Annotated in this window: 14 protein-coding genes; 9 read left to right on the plus strand and 5 right to left on the minus strand. The window is 40.0% G+C overall.

The annotated features are described in order from the left end of the window. Positions 1–263 precede the first annotated feature (263 nt). Positions 264–1,673, minus strand: a complete 1,410-nt coding sequence (locus tag OCU48_RS14705; RefSeq protein ID WP_371859109.1) for a DUF1214 domain-containing protein — start codon at positions 1,671–1,673, stop codon at positions 264–266. A 141-nt stretch (positions 1,674–1,814) separates the two neighbouring features. Then, positions 1,815–2,618 (minus strand): hypothetical protein, encoded by an 804-nt coding sequence (locus OCU48_RS14710; protein ID WP_141345896.1) that lies wholly within the window; start codon positions 2,616–2,618, stop codon positions 1,815–1,817. Between the two features lie 158 nt (positions 2,619–2,776). Between OCU48_RS14710 and OCU48_RS14715 the strand changes: the two genes are divergently transcribed. The 3 genes from OCU48_RS14715 to OCU48_RS14725 all read left to right on the plus strand — a co-directional run bounded on the left by OCU48_RS14715 (position 2,777) and on the right by OCU48_RS14725 (position 5,219). Then, positions 2,777–3,697: a LysR family transcriptional regulator gene (locus OCU48_RS14715; RefSeq protein WP_141345898.1), complete on the plus strand. Its 921-nt coding sequence runs from the start codon at positions 2,777–2,779 to the stop codon at positions 3,695–3,697. A gap of 308 nt (positions 3,698–4,005) precedes the next feature. Next, on the plus strand, positions 4,006–4,590 hold the full coding sequence (locus OCU48_RS14720) for a hypothetical protein (RefSeq protein WP_141345900.1): 585 nt from the start codon (positions 4,006–4,008) through the stop codon (positions 4,588–4,590). A 326-nt stretch (positions 4,591–4,916) separates the two neighbouring features. Next, entirely contained in the window at positions 4,917–5,219 is a 303-nt protein-coding gene (locus tag OCU48_RS14725) for a hypothetical protein (RefSeq protein WP_141345902.1), read from the plus strand. Positions 5,220–5,413: 194 nt separating this feature from the next. On the opposite strand, the gene OCU48_RS14730 is transcribed toward OCU48_RS14725, so the two are convergent. Beyond that, a complete protein-coding gene (locus OCU48_RS14730; RefSeq protein WP_167496193.1) occupies positions 5,414–5,944 on the minus strand; it encodes an outer membrane beta-barrel protein in 531 nt (176 codons plus the stop codon). Between the two features lie 837 nt (positions 5,945–6,781). On the opposite strand from OCU48_RS14730, the gene OCU48_RS14735 reads away from it, so the two are divergent. From OCU48_RS14735 to OCU48_RS14750, 4 genes are all read left to right on the plus strand, one after another. Continuing rightward, positions 6,782–7,351, plus strand: coding sequence for a UbiX family flavin prenyltransferase (locus tag OCU48_RS14735; protein WP_141345906.1), 570 nt, complete (start codon positions 6,782–6,784; stop codon positions 7,349–7,351). A gap of 111 nt (positions 7,352–7,462) precedes the next feature. Then, positions 7,463–8,785: a carbohydrate porin gene (locus OCU48_RS14740; protein ID WP_141345908.1), complete on the plus strand. Its 1,323-nt coding sequence runs from the start codon at positions 7,463–7,465 to the stop codon at positions 8,783–8,785. Between the two features lie 65 nt (positions 8,786–8,850). Beyond that, positions 8,851–9,192: a prenylated flavin chaperone LpdD gene (gene lpdD / locus OCU48_RS14745; RefSeq protein WP_141345910.1), complete on the plus strand. Its 342-nt coding sequence runs from the start codon at positions 8,851–8,853 to the stop codon at positions 9,190–9,192. A 101-nt stretch (positions 9,193–9,293) separates the two neighbouring features. Continuing rightward, positions 9,294–10,802 carry a UbiD family decarboxylase gene (locus tag OCU48_RS14750; RefSeq protein WP_141345912.1) on the plus strand — a complete coding sequence of 503 codons (1,509 nt, stop codon included), beginning with the start codon at positions 9,294–9,296 and terminating at the stop codon, positions 10,800–10,802. A gap of 224 nt (positions 10,803–11,026) precedes the next feature. On the opposite strand, the gene OCU48_RS14755 is transcribed toward OCU48_RS14750, so the two are convergent. Next, positions 11,027–11,965 (minus strand): LysR family transcriptional regulator, encoded by a 939-nt coding sequence (locus OCU48_RS14755; RefSeq protein WP_141345914.1) that lies wholly within the window; start codon positions 11,963–11,965, stop codon positions 11,027–11,029. Between the two features lie 110 nt (positions 11,966–12,075). On the opposite strand from OCU48_RS14755, the gene OCU48_RS14760 reads away from it, so the two are divergent. After that, positions 12,076–13,569: a DUF1254 domain-containing protein gene (locus OCU48_RS14760; RefSeq protein ID WP_244312310.1), complete on the plus strand. Its 1,494-nt coding sequence runs from the start codon at positions 12,076–12,078 to the stop codon at positions 13,567–13,569. Between the two features lie 149 nt (positions 13,570–13,718). Next, positions 13,719–15,422: an autotransporter assembly complex protein TamA gene (locus OCU48_RS14765; protein ID WP_244312311.1), complete on the plus strand. Its 1,704-nt coding sequence runs from the start codon at positions 13,719–13,721 to the stop codon at positions 15,420–15,422. Positions 15,423–16,429: 1,007 nt separating this feature from the next. Here OCU48_RS14765 and OCU48_RS14770 read toward each other — a convergent pair. Then, entirely contained in the window at positions 16,430–17,593 is a 1,164-nt protein-coding gene (locus OCU48_RS14770; RefSeq protein WP_141345918.1) for a winged helix-turn-helix domain-containing protein, read from the minus strand. Positions 17,594–17,595: the final 2 nt, after the last annotated feature.

Consider the following 17,595-nt stretch of genomic DNA (forward strand, 5'->3'; position numbering starts at 1 on the left):
GCTTATAGCTTTCAACTTAACAACACTCTACTCATCCTATTTAGAGTTTAAGCTTTTACTATCAGCAGGGGATGTCGTTTATCCATGACGGTATAAGAAGTTCAATCCCTGCACTTCAAGTTAATGTGGGTGTAATATACCCAACCCTATAAATTAAGTGAATTCATTTATTTTTAATGAATGATTAAGCAGAACTTAATGAAATGGCTTGGGTGATTAATGAAGAGCTTCCAAGTTGCTTGGAGGCTCTTCATTGAGTTGGCTTATCTTACTTTTTGGAAATTAGGTACGATAGTTTGTGGCTGTTGCTCTATAAACTCTTTGCTCGGTGAGTAAGCTCGGAAGTAAACAAACCAGTTTTCGCCCGGACGAGTTTCAACCCAGTTAGCCGCATTAACACCCTCTGGTTTGGTTGGAGAGAAGTGAAAAGTGTAATTACCTTCTTCGTCCATTGCTGTACCAGGGACATTAGACCCAACATCAGCACGTTGAATAGTGTTATCTATGATCGCGCGATTTTCTACGTTATAGACAGTGATAGTCCAAAACAAATCCGCAAAGTTAACATCGCCATCAAGAGTTAATTTATAGTGATTGCTGCCATTTAGACCGTTACCTTCATTGTCTCTATAATTGTCGAGGTAGATTTGTCCCCAGCCACCGTTTTCGAATCCGTGCATTGCAATATCATTTGTTACTGCTTCATAGAACCAGGCTGCACGACCATCTAGATCCATACCAAAATCGCGATCTTGATTTGGTGTTGATGCTGTAGCAATTTCCCATGTATTGTTTTTTGGACCGTAAGCAGACTGAGGAAGGCGCTCTGTTTTGTTGAAATCAATGTTCTTAACCATCGCTTCGCCCATAACAGCCGCACTTTTCAAAATATCAGCTTGCCTTGCATCCGGTGAAAACGGCTTTCCTTTCTCTATACCTATTGGGCGCAACATATCGTGCATCATGCGATCTCGCTCTGCGACAGGCTCCGCTTGAATTGCAATGTTGAGTACATCCCAGTACTGCATGTTTCTCGGGTGCTTCGCATCAACACCGATCTCTGGGAAGTTAACAGGCTTCTCACTCAATGGAGTACCATCAAGGCGTGTGATGCTTAATGCCTCTAAATCTTGCATTCGTTGCTGTTCAGTTTTAGCCATTAATCGAACGCCAAAAAATACATAATTGGTATCTGACTCTAAAACGGTTGCATTTTCAGGCAGGTTTTTAGGGTCTTCACTACCTGCAGCTTTGATCACATAAGTACCTGGCTCAGTCATCTGTGAGATACCAATTTGCCACATAGTATGCACTGCGCCACGTAACTCATCGGTTGGTACTTCTATTACAACAGGCTCTTGCTCTACATTAAACCAAGTAATAGCGTAAGGCGTTGAAGTATTGTAAGTCAGTCCACCTAGCTTAGATTTATGAGATTCAACATACGTAATTTGACCATCCTCTGCTCCCATTTTTTCATAAGCGGCTTTCCATGCATAATTTGATACAAGAGGTACCGCCCAAATATAGGCTTGTGAGGCGCGCTGGTAGTCAATTTCATCAAACAGAGCAATAGAGTCCATCTTAGTAGGTAAGCCATGTTCAAAAGTATTGTCGAATGTGAACGCGCCTGATGGAGTTACAATTGTTTTATCTTTTGATTTAGCTCCCATGGTATTACAGCCTGAAATTGCTGAAATAATGATTGCTGTTAGGAAAGCTTTATTACTTGTCTTCATGAATTACCTTGATGTTGTCAGTACGCTGTTTGCTGAAACACACCGGCTTTAATAAGGCCGACTTTTCGATGAGAATTAGAATTGGTAGTTGAATTCAATACGATGATCACCATCGGCGAAATCGACATTCTCGGTCCAGTTTGCAAAGTAGCGAACGTTTGCACGAGGTGTTACTTGGTAACTGATAGCAAACTCATGCAATAGCATTGCGTCATCACCTTGAAAATACGCGTCTTTATAGGTCTCTGAGCCTGAAACTGTACCCATATACATCGGGTTGTAGTTCAACCAAAGCTGATCGGTGATGGACATTTTGCCGTACATACCAGCCACATAAAAAGTACCGTGCATGTTATAGCGATCTCTTAATTGGTCAGCATCAAGATCACCACCAGTAGTACCTGGCAATTCTTCACCTGCAGCAATACCCAAACCAGCTAACGGATAAAAGTTGAACATTCCCATTTTTGGTAAGGCTTGAATGAAGCTATATGATGCAGAACCTTGATTAGCATCAAAATCCCAAGACACATCGATTTGAGAACCACGTCCATTAGTCAAATCAACAGTAAAGTTTCTGTATCGGAGTGAATCGATACTGTCGTCTGCATCACGGTCACTCCAACCTGTTGCTTCACCAGCAAAGCCCTTGATTTCAATGATGTTCATTCCCATAGTGATATCGCTACCGGTATCATAGGTTTGACCGACTTTGATGTTGAAGCCTTTATCGGTATAACCAAATCCAGCTTGCGTATAAACGGCCAAAGGGTCAGACATATCCTGAACTTCAGTATCTGATTCTTCAGCAAAAGAATGAAAGGAGAGTGATGTAGAGAAGAATGCGCATAGAGCTAGAGTGCTAGGGTTGATTTTCATAATAACCTCAATAAAGAATAACGAAGTCCGATCCCTGCACTTCACACTAAGTTTTGAGTACTATATCGAGATGCATTCATGAAGAATATTTATATAAAGTTAACCATTCGTTAAGCTATACTTAACCATATAAATCCGAAACTGATCGAGCTGACTGGATGAATTTAAATAAGATTGATTTCAACTTACTGAAGATATTCGTGACCGTATATCAAGAGAAGAGCCTAAAAAAAGCAGCGGAAAAATTGTTTGTAACTACACCCGCGGTAAGTCAAAACATAAAAAAACTGAAAGAGTTATTAAATGAAGAGTTGTTTGTATTATCTCATCGACAGTTCTTGCCTACACCATATTCGGATGATCTTTATACAAGAGTATTTCCTCTACTAGAGGGCATTTCATTGGCAATAGAACAAACTAAAATGTTCGATCCTAGTGTTTTGCAGCAAAGTTTTAAGTTGGATATTAACCCTCATCTACACGTGTGGTTAGGCACTGAATTGTTTAAGTTATTTCACCAACAGAGTCCCGAATCAACACTGGTTCTGCATGCCATTTCTTCAAATACACGTGAGGAATTATGTAATGGGACTATTGATGCTGCGATACATTTTGAAGCAGAAAATCTACCACCGGAGATTATTGCTGTTCCCTTGACCCAACTGTCTTTTGTTATCGCAATGCGTCGAGATCACCCCTTCAAAAAGTCAGAAGCGCATATTGACGAGCTTCTAGGTTATCCATTTGCCCATATAGATTTAGCTTATCTAGATCAGAATAAGCATTCACGTCTAGAAGATAAGTTGAAAGAATCGGGCAAACACATTCATATGGCCATGAGAACAACATCGGTTACAGGATTGCTGACAACTTTAGTCCACACAGATACCGTTGCGCCCTGTTTTCCTCCCTCTATAGAGCCATTCAAGAAGGAATTAAGGCAAGTTCGTATTCTCGATATGAATGAAATTGGAACCATGCAACTCTATATCTATATACATCAAAAAAACCTTAACTCCCCAAAATATAAATGGCTAATGGGGCTTATATCAGATGCACTAGATACACGGTCTTTTTAGCTATTCTAGTTAGGTTAGCTTTGTGAGTCGTAATTCAGATAAGTATCCCTTTGATTGTGCACGCCATTGCGAGTTCAAAGCAGGTTTAGTGACTTTCCCCTGTAGGTAGTGAGACTCACTCGATGGTCTCAGGGTTGTTAAAAATTTCTCTTTGGTTCAGCACGATAGTTACTATCCATTGGCTCGGCTATGCCACGGTGTCGCCACATATTCGAAAGCTTATTTTTCCGATATAACTTATTTTCTTTGTTGCTGTAATTTATGGCCTCAATTTAAGGGAATTTAATGTCATATTTAGAGTGAAGAACATGAATAATAAAAATGTAGAAAACGTCAAAAAAATAAGCGTTCTAATACTTTTAAATATGATGAGTTATTCTGTTTTTGCAGCGAATTCTAGTAGGTTAGATGTAAAGGAGTCCTCTAGTAATACGAGTTTTGGCGTGACATATAGTAATAGTAAAACTATTGGTTTCTACGGTCAGAAAGTGGTTTCTGGTCATCTATCCGGAGGTGTAGAACTTGGATTTGATGTCAGTGCCGAAGGTGAAGGTTATGATTTTTCGGAAGATTTTGCTATCGACATTGGAGATACCAAAAAAGGTGATAAAACAATTACCGATTTCTATTTTTCTCCCTATTTAACCTATGGTTTGCCTTACCATCTAGGACTGTCTTTAGGGGCTACAATTGCTCTTCAACAAGATATTGCGGAATATTATGATCGTTACCACATCCTTGGCACGAATGGGCATTATTATGTGTCAAACGGAAATGAAGCGGCGTTTGGTGTTAATGTTGGCGCCACTTATAGTTTTAAAAATCTCAATATATCTAGCAAGTATGATTCGCTACTGGGGATGGTAGTAGGGGTAGGGTATACCTTTGAATAGGTGTGCGAAATGACAGTAGCAAGTTTATTTGGTATGGAAATCATGCCTTCTTAGTCGGCAATTTGACCCAAGCCTAGTTTATCATTTTTGAAAAGTTATATATCAAATCTACCTTAATGTTGAGTATATGCAAAAATAGCCATAACCTTAATCATCGCATGTAAGACTCTCAATCGATTAAGTGGAAGTTCATGTCATGAGTAATGAATTTTACAATATGGCGTGAAATGATATTTGAAAGGATTGCTGAGCGTGTATGATCGAGATAGATGCCAGTGTGGACAAAACCATACATCGATTTGATCCGATTCTCTGTGGAGAGACTAATGAAAACACTTATAGACGCCATTAATCAGTATGAGGATTTGGTTAATGTAACACTCGCTCAAGCGGGGTTTCGAGTCATACATTTAGATGTGTTGGATTCGATATTAAAACAACCAGCCAATAATATTGATCTTAATACCATAGAATTACCTATCTATGTTCAAGATAAAGATGCACGAAAGTTTACACAGAAATTTACCATTGAACTCACTAAAAATCAGTCCTGTAAAGAGTCGTTAAAAAAAGAAGTGGCTAAGATTGTTGATGCTCTTGAAAGTAACCTTGAGCCGATAAACTATTAATAGTTTTATAGGGTAGTGGAACAGCAGTTACAGTTGCTCTGTTGATGGGTTCTCATATCTTGGTTTTAAAAGAAGTAAACAGCCTCGCATAATTCCCCGCAAGAGTTAACTACTACTGCAAATCAATTACATTGATTTGCACAATAATGTTCATATTGCTACTGCACCCTTACAGTCCAAGCTATATAAGCACTCTAGAATTTATACCCAATGGTGAATGCTGATTGGATAATATCTCCAAGATGCTCATTTTTTAGTTCAAAAGTATCCACTTTAATATCGAAATAGATCCCTTGTTCAAGTTCCGCTCTAACGCCAAAATCATAGTAGGGGGATGTTTGTGTCACCTCTCCATCGAATTGAAGTATTGAATAATGACCTTTAGAGTATTGGGCACCAATAGAGCTATATGGCCTTATTTGCCACCCTTTGAAAGAAACTGCGTAACCAATTTCTAAACCCGCTTTCCATGTTCTTGTATCTAAAGTGATATTTTGAGTGAATTCATCTCCTGTAGCATCTCTCGATAATCTGAAGCTTAAAATACGGTTAGCATCGTATGCATACTCTAAGTGAAGACCAGTATCGCTATAATAGATTTCGTCTTCCCAAGTCTCCATTGTGCTAGCGACACCGATGCCTATACGGTGACCAGAGAATCTAGCGCCATCTGCGGACACACTCATAGAAAAAAGGGCAGTTAGTAGCAGAAAGAGTCGAAGCAATGTGGTCATTCCTATGCTGAAAATTACCGTCTAGTGAGTTGTCTCTCAACGTATTCACAACACTATAAAAGAAGTTATATGTGTAGGTTGGAATGATGCATATTCCAATTAATGTCCGTTTTAATCGGTCGAATAGATGGGTAAAACCGCATTTAAGGAACGATCCCATCACCTAGCATTTTCTGGAGATACTATTGAATCTAGGATAGCTAAAGAAAACAGAATAAAGTTCAATGTAAAAAGGATCAGACAAGTTAAGGATTACTTATGATTTGATTATTATTATTTCCTTTTAAATCAGCACTTTAACACTTTGGTTTATAATTTATTGATATGAATATGAGGGTGTTTTTCAGAGTGATTACATTTTCTAACTATCAGATTTTGCAAGCCTATCCTATCAAACGGTGAATTCCGAATTTATTGACCATCATCATTTTGAAACTGTCGAAGTTTTCATGCCATTTTGGACAAACTCAACACACTATACCCACGAAGAAGCCAAATTAGACAAACATTCCCCCCTGAAAGCAGAGGTATCGCATTTTGTCATAAAAAACGGCCAACCTTTTTAACTGCACTCGACAACATTAACCGCATTAATTGCCCAGGCTATAAAGTGTTTTACTAGGATACTTGAATAATAGAACAGTAAATTCATCAAATAATTCATTATCAATAATATTATTTGACATGACTATTTTAATCTTACAGTAAGTTGACTGTTGCATTATGTATTAGCAGGAAGTAATCCATAGACTTATCACGGTTGGCACAGAATATTGCGTATAGCCATATCTGTTTATTCATTAATATTCCATTTTATGTAGGTGTAGAGTGAAAAAAATTATTATCGCTATTACAGGGGCTTCAGGTGTCATTTATGGCATTCGATTATTAGAAGCTCTAAAGACAATGCGTGGTTGTGAAACTCATCTTATATTGAGTCCATCAGCAAAAGTGAACATTAAACTAGAAACTGATTATAAAGTAGATGAAATAGTGGCATTGGCAGATGTTGTTCATGATTACAAAAATCAAGCGGCTGCTATTTCTAGTGGCTCATTCAAAACTACGGGTATGATCATTGCGCCTTGTTCGATGAAAACCCTTTCGTCGGTCGTCAATTCATATTCAGAGAATCTGATTACTAGAGCAGCGGATGTTATTTTAAAGGAACAACGCCGACTAATATTAATGCCTAGAGAAACGCCTATGCATCAAGGTCATTGTAAGCTTGTCTATGAAGCATCAAAACTTGGGGCCATCATTTGTCCTCCAGTTCCTGCTTTCTACGCCAGACCAAAAACAATGGATGAAATGATTAACCACACTGTTGTTAGGGTGCTTGATCTTCTTGATATTGAATTGGAAGAGCAATCAATAAATCGTTGGACAGGCATATAATTAATTGTTGCAACGAATCATGATGAATACATTTATTAAAATCAATTAATCTTTGCATTACTCATCTTATCAGAAAGTAAATAAATAATATTTTGCCTTGTGGTGGCAATTATGATCAAAAAAATAATACTTGTAGGTGTTGCATCTTTGCCAACACAAAGTTTTGCTGAGCAAAATATCTCTTTGTTCGATATATCACCTGGATTTTATTCTCAATTATTGAGAAATCCGAATGTACGTCAGGATGGTGATTTATATTATGAAGATTTGCGAAGCAAAGGAATAATGCTTGATTCTGACATTACTCAAATTTATCAGGGAACAGTGAAAGGTGAATCAGAAGATAATAATTACAGTGGATCGGCTGATCTATGGTTAACGCTAGATATCGCCAAGTTAGGATTGTGGGACAAAGGCGCTTTGATGATCCACTCTGAAATCGCTTTTGGTTCAAGTTTTGACAGTGGCGGTGCCGCTTTGCCTCTTAACTTTGATTCGACTATGCCGGGCTCAGAAAAGGGCGAAGCTACTATTTCGGAGTTTCTTTATTTACAAGGTATTCCAGGGAATACGATTTTAGCATTGGGTAAGACATCTTGGACGTTTGGTATGGATACTAATTTATTTGCGAATAATGAGCGTAACCAATTTATATATACAGGTTTAGTCAATACGCCGTTACTCGCACCATTTGTCCCGTATACCTCCATTGGCGGCAGTGCAACGACGTTTTTTGATAATGGTTTGTCAATGACATTTGTTGCTACCTCTAACAGTACCAATGCAAACTCAGTTGGGTTAGATGATTTCACCGCTTCTGAGATGACGTACGGGTATTCAGTCGAATGGGTTGGTGACATTAGCGGAATGCCCTCTAACTATAATGCCTTAGCGGGTATTACCAATAAAGATACAACCGATTTGGATATGAGTAGCTCCATGCTATTTGACGATATCTTAATTGGAGGTATCAACGATACGCCAGACATTGAGTCGAATGTTTCAATACCTGAAAAAACAAATAACTATGCCTTCTCTTTTAGCGGTTCACAGTACATTTATGGGCAGTATGATGATAACCACAACTTCAATGGCGTTGGCATATTCGCAAGAGTAAGTTTTGCTCCGGAAGATAGGAATTTATTTTCTCAATTCTATAGCGTAGGAATTTCCGGTACGGAAGGGCTATTCAACCGCAAAGAAGATAGTTGGGGATTGGGATGGGCTGGTACTTACGTATCTGATGATATTAGACCGAACTCTGATCTATACGGGCATGTATTGGCTAATAGTGAGGAAGTCATTGAAGGTTATTATCAAGTGAGTATTAATCGAAATATTCAATTATCTCTGCATAGCCAATATGTAAAACCTATAATGCAGTCATATGATGAACAATTAGTGTTTTCAACTCGATTACAATTAAATCTATAAATTTAAATATATGGAAAAATGTACATATAGTAGTTGTGCATTTTAAATTATATAGGATGAACGTAATGCAGTATTCGATAGTTTCGATTAGAGATACAAAAATAACACTAGATGTAATTCATGCAGGCAGTGATGTGAGCATGACAATATATGGTGGTGAACGTGAGCATATCGGAGCGGTAACATTAGGTTATTTGAATAATAATTCTGTTGAATTTCAGACCTTTGGCGTTCCGGGGCATAAAGAAAATGTTATTACCGAAGAACTGGTTAGATTAATAGTTCCAGAATATTCTGATACTTGCGTATTAAGTTGTGGGATGCATTGGGATGACATTTCAGAAAAAGAATTACATAAAGTATATCAAGACACAATAAGTTTGATAAATAACTATTTAAATATTTAGCCTATATGGTATTAGCGTAATAATTTTGCGTTTTGTCTTATAGTCAATTTTAGATATTACTGTAAATTAATGAAAATCCAAGATTAAAACAAGGTTAACACATGAAAATCAATAGAGATAACATTCCCAAAAGCTACCGAGAATATGTCGAAGCTTTAATTGAAAGCAAGCAAATGATAGAAATCAATGACGAAGTTGATTGGAATCTGGAAATGGGTGCAATTTGTCGGTACGGGAGTGAGAAAAAATATCCAGCTACCATTTTTAACAATGTAAAAGGTTCACCTAAAGGATTTAGAGCTGCAGAGTTGGGCATGGGTAAAAGCCAAGATAACAACAAAGAATGGAGTCGATTAGCCATTGCTCTAGGGTTACCGGAAACGGCGCAACTAATGGAGATTTATCATGCTTATAGCGAAGCAATTGAATCAGGCGAAGTTCATGAACCTACTGTAGTAGCTAATGACACTGCACCGTGTAAAGAAAACATATGGTTGGGTGACGATATCGACCTATTCAAGCTTCCTTCGCCATTGTGTCACGATGGAGATGGAGGAAGATATATTCAAACAGCAGGAGTAAATATTGTTCAAACTCCAGATGGAAGATGGACAAATTGGTCTCTGAATCGTGCAATGATCGTCAATGAGACCACAATGACAGGCTTGTGGAGCCCTGCTCAACACAATGGAATGATCCACAAAATGTGGAGCGAAGCAGGAAAGAATACACCTTGGGCTCTAGTGTTAGGTGCAAGTCCTACAGCACTTGCTCAGTCTTGCGCTCGAGCACCCGACTGGGTGGATGAATATGATAATGCTAGCCGCCTACTTGATGCATCCATTGAGATGGTGAAATGTGAGACAAATGACTTATTGGTACCCGCTGATTCAGAAATAATAATAGAAGGCTATATCTCTAAAGATGAATTCGAACTCGAAGGTCCATTTGGAGAAGTTGCCGGTTACATGAATGAAGAGCGAATGCTTCAACCTAAACAAGTGGTAACCGCAATCACATTTAGGAACAACCCTATTTTGCCCATGTGTATTCCAGGTGCTGCTATTGATAGCTCAGTGGTACTGGGAAGTTTTTTTAACGCTCTTGATACAGTCCAAATTTTTAAAGAGTCATCACTACCGGTGATAGACGTTTTTAAACCCTTGGAGACTCACTCTCATTGGTTGGTCGTTCGTGTTTATAACGACTGGCATAAAAGAACGGGATATTCTGTAGAACAGCTGATGGATAAGATTGCTCATACATATTGGGATCAGCACCTTGGTACCTGTGGCAAGTTAATTGTTGTTGGTGAAGATATTGATCCAAGTAGTATTGAAGATGTGGTTTGGGCGTTTGCTACGCGCAGCCATCCAATGCTTGGTGCGTTCCATTATCCGGATATAAAAAATATAGGAACTTCCATTGCTATCTATAATACGCAAGAAGAAAAACTGGTTTCTAAACAAGGAGGACTTGTAATATACAGTTGCCTAGAGTTGCAAGAAAAAGTGGCACTAGATTGCAAACATATTATCAAGTTCGATATTCATTATCCTGAACCACTTCGAAACAAAACACGAAAAAGTTGGGAGAAATGGATTAAATAACACCGTGCATGAAACCAATGCTAGCGAATGAACGTAGGATCTAGAGAGTAATGGTCAATCCTTATTGACCATTACTCTTAATTCGCCTTAATGCCTTTTTTGCCTGATTTAAGGTAAAGAAATCAATGACATATTAACGTAATGATATAGTGTTGTTATGTATAAGACGCCTATGCATATCTCTAGTTCGGCGGTCTAATTTATACGGCCAATTCTAGGCAACGCTATACAATTTCTAGTACTGCTTCTCGTAATAACTCACAAAACCATTGATGGGCATGACTGGTTTCATGCCGACTATGGTAAATCAAGAACATGGGCACATGGTACTTAGCTTGTTCTTTTAAAGAATATATTTCTACAAACTCCTCATTAAAGTTAGCCATTTTCTTTAGTCCGTTAGAACCAAACAGCACAGCGCCTGTGGACCGCGTAATTTCTAGCAGTGTTAAAGTCTGGGAGCTCCTTAATTTAGGCTTGTCTTCAGTGTGTAATAGGTCTTGGTATATCTGTGTTATAGGCGAGCGAAAGGAGAGTTGTCTGTCATCTTCGATGGTCATGCCAATCAGTGAATAGCTTAGTATCTCAGCTATGGAAGGGTGCTTTTGCTTGGTTAATGGGTGCCCCTTTTTGACATAGAAAACGGGATACAAGCTGCCTAATTGTTGCGACCGATATTTAGGGTCGTGCGTAGGTTGATAGTGGATAGCAAAATCGAGTTTATTTGCATCAAGCAATTGGAAAGGATTGGCCTTTGTTGGAGTCTCTTCAATGCAAGATAATGGCGCATGTTCAGATAAATGTGCATATAGTTTGGGTATTAATGTTGAGCCTATAAACGTAGGCAATGAGAGTGAGAAAGTGTTATCACACAGTTTTGGATCAAACTCATCATCATCAAATAACTGCTGCAATGAAGGGAGTATCTTGCTCAATTCTTTTTCTAGCTCGAGCGCCTTGTGGGTGGGTATTAACCCCTTGGCTGTTCGTGTGAATAACGGATCATCAAAAGCTTCTCGTAAACGCTTTAAAGATCGGCTTACCGCAGATTGGGTAAGATGGACCTCTTCGGCGACACGTGACACATTCCTTTCTTTAAGTAGTAGATCAAGTATGACGAGTAGGTTGAGATCGACTCTGGATAGTGACTTGGATTTTTTCATAGGATTATCACTTAAAATCATAACTATAATTGATTATTAGTAATTGGACGCAAATAGCAAGCTTGAATATGATTGCTTCATACAGTTAATAAGTAATTAAGGAACGACGAATGAACAATATAATGAAGGCATTAATAACAGCGACAACTGGGCTAACGCTGGTTTCAATGGCAACAGCGGCAACTTATGAGGCTAAAGTCCCTGCGAGCATTATTACTCCTGCACAAGTTGAGTCTGAGTATTTAGGCGAGTTGAACTATACCGATGGGGCACCAAGTGCAGAAACAACCTTAAAGGCAAATCGCTTTGTGGATGTCGCTGATGCAGTACGTGTGTTTCTTTCAGGAATTCCCGTAGCTTCAATTCAAGGCCTATTGGCTGGGCATGAAAGTGTTGGAATGGTGCCTAACCAAACTATCGCCATTTCAGAACAAATGCTTAATGCAAAGAGCTTGTGGCTAACCGCTAACACTACCACGCCTTATGTTACCAGTGAGATAGATGTAAAAAATGGGCCTGTTGTTTTAGAAGTAGGCACGCCAATTTTGGGACTACTTGATAACGCGGCGTTTAAATTTGTTTCTCGTGTTGGTGTGACGCACCCGGAAGATCAGGGTCAAGGTGGCAAATATTTTATCCATCATAGCTCATATAAAGGCGAGATCCCTGAGGGAATGATCGCCGTAGAGACTGACGGCTACCAACATTGGTTGCTCGTCCGCATCATTACTACTCCAGCGAATGTTGAAGCCGATGTTCAGAAGCTTAAGGATACGATGAAGTTGTATCCGTATGGCTCTAAGCCGAAGACAGAATTTATGAATATCTCTGATGTTCAATACAATACTATCCATGCAATGGATGAGTCGTTCTACGAAGAGATCAATACACTGATTCAGTATGAACCAACACAAGTGTTTGATAGCGAATGGCTGTCGCTCGCTAAACGAGTAGGTATCGAGAAGGGTCAAGAGTTCAAGCCGAATGAATACCAGCGACAAGTTTTTAAAGAAGCGGCGAAGATTGCGACTGCTGAAGCTCGTTCTTATTACTATGCGCCAACCAAAGAACAGATGGTGTATGAAGATCGCAATTGGTTTACCCCTCTAGTCTCTGGTCATGAGTTTAAAGATGAGAATGGTGTCGTGGATACAGATATGCGCGCAACCTTCCACTTTATGGCGACGGGTATTACCCCAGATATGGTGGCGTCTACTCCGGGTCAAGGTTCGGACTACTTGCTAGCAACTATTGATAGTGAAGGTCAGATTCTGGATGGCAGCAAACATTACACTGTAACGTTACCTGCGGATGCACCAGCAACTAAGTTTTGGTCATTCATGATTTATGATAACCAAACGCGCTCAATGTTAGAGACAGACCAAGTTAAAGCGGGCATTGATGGGTTAACCAAAGGTGTGAAAAAGAACGCTGATGGTTCGATTACGATTCACTTCGCTCCAGAGGCACCAAAAGGTGCGGAAGGAAACTGGGTACAAACGACTGAGGGTAAAGGATTCAACCTTATCTTCCGTATGTATGGACCAACAGAGGCTTGGTTTGATAAGTCTTGGAAACCAACAGACGTGACCTTGGTTAAATAACTCAACCTAGTAGAGTCAAAACGATTAAAGAGCCCTAACGAAAGTTAGGGCTTTTATGGTTTGTAGGATTGCATACGTCATCATTGATTAACGACATCGACTAGATGCTATTACATTACCTCTTTTCATAAATAGAAGGGGGCAGTGTGGTGAAATTGGCGCAGTGGTTCGTTCTTCTAATTGTGATTATTCCTCTCTTTGCTTATAGCTCCTCACCAAGAAATATTTCAATCTCTGGCTTATCTGAACCCTTGGAAAAAAATTTAGCCTATCATTTGGATGCGTTAGGCAGTGATTCGATTACTAAGATGGGCAATGTAAAACTTACTAGGATCGTCAATGAAGCGCTTAACCCATTTGGTTACTATCATCCGACAGCTCAGTTGACGCGTGTAGATGATAAGGAGATCAATCTGAAAGTGTCTTCAGGCCCTGTCACTAGGATCAAAGAGTCCGATATTGTTGTATCGGGTCAAGCGGCGGACAACTCTGAATTATTGAAAATTGTAGAACAAACAAACCTTAAACAGGGGCAAGCCTTACAGCATCAAGAATACGATAATCTCAAGAGCAAGATTCAGTCTTTTGCCTTAAGCCACGGTTATCTCGATGGTCAATTTACAATGACGCGCCTAGAGGTGATTCCAAGTAAGAACGAAGCCAATATCCGCGTTCATTTCAATAGTGGTAAGCAATACTATTTTGGCGACACCCGTATTTTCAATAGCCAAATTGAAAACGAGCGACTCTTCAATCTTAAAGATTTTGATCAAGGCGACCCGTTTGATGTGATGAAGCTCAGTGAGTATCAAAATTCTTTATCTGAAACTGGGTGGTTTGGCGCTATTGATGTTCATCCCGAATATGTAGCAATAACCGATAACCTAGAAGTGCCTGTAGAAGTCTCTGTGGCACCTCGCTCTAAAAATGTGGTCGAGGTTGGCGGTGGTTATTCATCTGATATGGGGATTAGAGGTTCGTTGAGTTGGGCACAGCCTTGGTATAATGCCAAAGGACATAGCTTCCAGAGTGCCGTCAGTGTTTCAAAGCCCGAGCAGTCTTTGCTTTTAGGCTACAAGATCCCAACTCAGGATATCTTAAATGATTACTACGGTATTAAGTTTGAAACAACACATCTTGATTATTTAGATACCTTGAGCCTTTCTAGCGACCTCACGTTTGAGAAACATTGGAAGCTGGACAGTGATTGGCAGAGCACTGTATATGTGAAGTTTTTATATGAAGACTATCAACAGGCAATGGACGAAGGTTTGTCTCGTCTACTAATGCCGGGTATTTCGTTTTCTTACGCCGATAAGCAACAAGATAACAAGCGTATTAAGCACAAGCACATTTACGCTATTGAGTATTCAGATGATCGTGTGGTATCTGACACTCAGATACTAAGGTTAACCGGTGAAACGGCGTTGTCATGGAGCATTAACGATTCTCAAAGACTTAACTTTAGAGTCAGCATGGGAGCAAATATTTCCGATGAACTCTCGAATATCCCCTCTTCTTTACGTTTCTTTGCTGGTGGTGACGGTAGCCTGAGAGGGTACGACTATGAGTCTATTTCTCCGGTAGATGAAAATGGAGAACTTAAAGGCGCACCTTATATGCTGAGTTCAGGTCTTGAATACCAACATCGTATATTTGACGCTTTTTGGATTGGTGGTTTTGTGGATGTCGGTGATGCCTTTGAGTCTAATTTTGATGCAAAAGTGGGTACGGGGCTTAGTGTCATCTGGGAGACTAGTTTTGTGCCGATAAAGCTTGATGTGGCACGTGGGATAGATGATGACAGAGACGATCAGTGGAAGGTATATCTTTCCCTCGGAACACAGTTTTAGGGTACGTGTTGTTGCTGAGTGCAAACCTATAAGGTCCCCGATAAAACACTTCGGGGACGACGAGCTTATGAAATCCATGCATCGGTACGTGTAGTACCCGAGTGTTCCTATCGGGAATCTGATTTCTGCAAACCTGAGAAGGTTTCCGATAAAACACTTCGGGGACGACAAGTTTACGAAATCAATGCATCAGTACGTGTCATTCCCGAGTGCTTCTATCGGGAATCTGTTTTCCGCAAATCTAAGAAGGTCCCCGATCAAACATTTCGGGGACGGAAAGTTTACGAAATCAATGCATCAGCACATGTCGTTCCCGAGTGCTTCTATCGGGAATCTGTTTTCTACAAACCTGAGAAGGTCCCCGATAAAACACTTCGGGGACGACAAGTTTACGAAATCAATGCATCAGTACATGTCATTCCCGAGTGCTTCTATTGGGAATCTGTTTTCTGCAAACCTAGAAGGTCCCCGATAAAACACTTCGGGGACGAAGAGCTTATGAAATCCATGCATCGGTACGTGTCATTCCCGAGCGCTTCTATCGGGAATCTGTTTTCCGAAAATCTAAGAAGGTCCCCGATAAAACACTTCGGGGACGACAAGTTTACGAAATCAATGCATCAGCACATGTCGTTCCCGAGTGCTCCTATCGGGAATCTGTTTTATGTAAACCTAGAAGGTCCCCGATAAAACACTTCGGGGACGACAAGTTTACGAAATCCATGCATCGGCACATGTTATTCCCGAGCGCTTCTATCGGGAATCTGTTTTCCGCAAATCCAAGAAGGTCCCCGATAAAACACTTCGGGGACGACAAGTATACGAAATCCGCGCATCGGCACATGTCATTCCCGAGCGCTTCTATCGGGAATCTGTTTTCCGCAAATCCAAGAAGGTCCCCGATAAAACACTTCGGGGACGACAAGTTTACGAAATCCGCGCATCGGCACATGTCATTCCCGAGTGCTTCTATTGGGAATCTGTTTTCTGCAAATCTAAGAAAGTCCCTATAAAGACCCTTGGGAATAACGGGTGTAGATAATTTGATAATTTGTACACCGGTTAAACTTAGCAAAAGCATTTAACTCTTTTGTTAAGGCTTCTTCAAAGGAGTCAGTGTCGGTAAGTGCTTTCTCAATAAATAGGTTGAGCACTTGCAATGTAGATGTGGACTTTTCAACTCGGCAATCCGCTCTCCCTACCAATTCGCCACTCCAAATGATGGGTAAACAAAAGTAGCCAAATTGTCGCTTAGCAGCCGGCACATAGCACTCTAATTGATAGTCGAAATCAAACAATTGGCTTATTCGTTTTCTTTGGATAACCGCATTGTCGAAGGGAGAGAGTAGGTGCACTCTATTTCGTGACAGTCGCTTGTTGAGTAGCTCTAGCGAGCCCGATGTCGTGTAGAAGGTTTGTTTTTCTACCGACACTTGTTCAACCTTGTTAGATTCTATCAATTCATTGAGTGACTGCTGTATTAAGGCTTTAGAGCTTTTCAATAAGTACCCCATTTCTGAAGGAGTACCGATACCGTGAGCTTTTAGATAATTAAGAGCCAGAAACTCACCATACTCTTTTGTCGTTGGCATAGTGGTGTCTGCATTATCGGGAAGCACTCGCTCTGTTAGATCGTAGACCTTGTGGAAATTGCGTCGCTCAGTAATCATCAAATCGCCTTGCATATACAAAAGCTCTAGCGTTTGTTTCGTTGGCTTGCTTTCCCAACCAGTGCGTTTTAATACCTCTGATTCAAAATCCTTAGCCATTAAAGGACCTTCGTGTTTGATCTTATTCAAAACACTACTCATCAATGCTTCATCTTTTTTATACCAATGCTTTTGCTGTCCTGATTTAAAGGTGTGCTTGCGGGGTAGGGTATAACGAAAATTTTTCATCGGAAGATAAGACGCTGCATGAGACCAATACTCAAAAATGTCTTTATTTGCGACTAACTGATCGAGATAAGAAGGTTGATATGTGTGGTTTCGACTCCAAAGTACATGGTGATGTGCCCTTTGAACCACTGAGATCGTATCTATTTGTACGTATCCGAGCTGGTGGATTGAGCTAAGAGCGCGCTGCGCAACCACTCCTTTTAGCTCGGGTGAGCAGAGCCCTTGTGACAATAATGCTATTTTTTGAGCTTCGGGTTTAGAGAGCTGAATCATAG

It is taken from the genome of Vibrio inusitatus (assembly GCA_024346935.1).
Taxonomy (GTDB): Bacteria; Pseudomonadota; Gammaproteobacteria; order Enterobacterales; family Vibrionaceae; genus Vibrio; species Vibrio inusitatus.